Source organism: Spirillospora sp. NPDC049652 (assembly GCF_040675125.1).
Classification (GTDB): Bacteria; Actinomycetota; Actinomycetes; order Streptosporangiales; family Streptosporangiaceae; genus Spirillospora.
This window is the reverse complement of the sequence record NZ_JBFAOF010001226.1, coordinates 1-1,783: the sequence shown is the minus strand read 5'-3', so window position 1 is coordinate 1,783 and position 1,783 is coordinate 1. Positions and strand designations below refer to the sequence as shown.

The following is a 1,783-nucleotide window of genomic DNA, read 5'->3' as shown; positions in this document are numbered from 1 at the left end:
GGCGAGCGGCCCCCACCGCTCTGCCTCCCGGTCGGCGCGGTGCTCCAGGTGACCGCCGAGCCGTCCCCGCACCAACCCTGGTCGCCCCTGACCAGCACCGACGCGCTGGTCCTGGAGTGCGTGTCGCGTCCCGGCCCGCAAGGGACGATCACCGCCACCTGCACCGCCAGGCGCCCCGGCCGGGCGACCGTCGCCACGGTCACCGCGCCCTTCGCCGGTGACCCGCGGGGCCCGGCCCAGTTCCGCTGGGCCCAGCAGGTCGAGGTCGTCCGTCCCGGTCGCGCCTGACCCGGGCCGGTCGTGCCTGAGTCGGCGCGGCGCGCGAACGGCGCCCGGGGCGGGAGGCCCCGGACGCCGTTCAAGCACATCGACGCCGGATCAGTCCGGCGTGCGGTCAGCCGGACGCGTGCTCACCCGGAGACCGGGTCAGCGGACGTCGAAGCGGTCGAGGTCCATGACCTTCGTCCACGCCTTGACGAAGTCGGTCACGAACTTCTCCCGGGCGTCGTCGCTGGCGTAGACCTCGGCGACGGCGCGCAGCTCGGAGTTCGAGCCGAACACCAGGTCGACGCGGCTGCCGGTCCAGCGCACGTCGCCGGTCCGGGCGTCCCGGCCCTCGAAGAGGTTGTCGTCGCCGGTCGCCGACCACTGGGTGCCCATGTCGAGCAGGTTGACGAAGAAGTCGTTCGTCAGCCGTCCGGGCGTCTCGGTGAACACGCCGAGCCGCGAGTCCTGGAAGTTGGCGCCCAGCACCCGCAGGCCGCCGACCAGGACGGTCATCTCCGGCGCGCTCAGCGTCAGCAGGTTCGCCCGGTCGAGCAGCATGTACTCCGCCGAGAGCCGCAGTCCCTTGCCGAGGTAGTTGCGGAAGCCGTCCGCCGGGGGCTCCATGGCCGCGAACGACTCGACGTCGGTCTGCTCCTGCGAGGCGTCGGTGCGGCCCGGCGTGAACGGCACCTGGACCTGGACGCCGCCGTCCGCGGCGGCCTTCTCCACGGCCGCCGTGCCGCCGAGCACGATCAGGTCGGCCAGCGAGACGCGCTTGCCGTCGGCGCGGCCGGAGTTGAACGCCTCCTGGACGCCCTCCAGGGTGCCCAGCACCGCGGCGAGCTTGTCCGGCTCGTTGACCTCCCAGCCGATCTGCGGCTGGAGCCGGATGCGGGCGCCGTTCGCGCCGCCGCGCTTGTCGGTGCCGCGGAACGACGCGGCCGCCGCCCACGCCGTGGACACCAGCTGCGGCACGGTCAGGCCGGACGCGAGGATCCGCGCCTTGAGGTCGGCGACGTCCGCGTCGTCGATGAGGTCGTGGTCGCGGGCGGGGATCGGGTCCTGCCAGACCAGCTCCTCGGTCGGGACCTCCGGGCCGAGGTAGCGGGCGATCGGGCCCATGTCGCGGTGGGTCAGCTTGAACCAGGCCCGCGCGAACGCGTCGGTCAGCTCCTGCGGGTTCGCCAGGAACCGGCGCGTGATCTGCTCGTACACCGGGTCGACGCGCAGCGCCAGGTCGGTGGTGAGCATCGTCGGCGCGTGCTTCCTGTCCGGGTCGAACGGGTCCGGGACGGTGCCCGCGCCGCCGCCGTCCTTCGGCCGCCACTGCTGGGCGCCCGCCGGGCTCTCGAACAGCTCCCACTCGTACCCGTAGAGGATCTCCAGGAACGAGTTGTCCCACTGCGTCGGGGTGGTGGTCCAGATGCCCTCCAGACCGCTGGTGATGGCGTCGGCGCCGACGCCGGTGCCGTGGGTGCTCTTCCAGCCGAGGCCCTGCTGCTCGATCGGCGCGGGA

2 protein-coding genes are annotated in these 1,783 nt (G+C 73.5%); one reads left to right on the top strand and one right to left on the bottom strand.

Annotation, left to right across the window (positions count from 1 at the left end):
- Positions 1–288, top strand: a 288-nt coding sequence (locus tag AB0J52_RS38810; protein ID WP_500188048.1) for a hypothetical protein, incomplete at its 5' end; no start/stop codon positions are given.
- 138 nt (positions 289–426) lie between these two features.
- On the opposite strand, the gene AB0J52_RS38805 is transcribed toward AB0J52_RS38810, so the two are convergent.
- The coding region (locus AB0J52_RS38805) for a peroxidase family protein (protein ID WP_500188047.1) at positions 427–1,783 on the bottom strand (1,357 nt) is incomplete at its 5' end.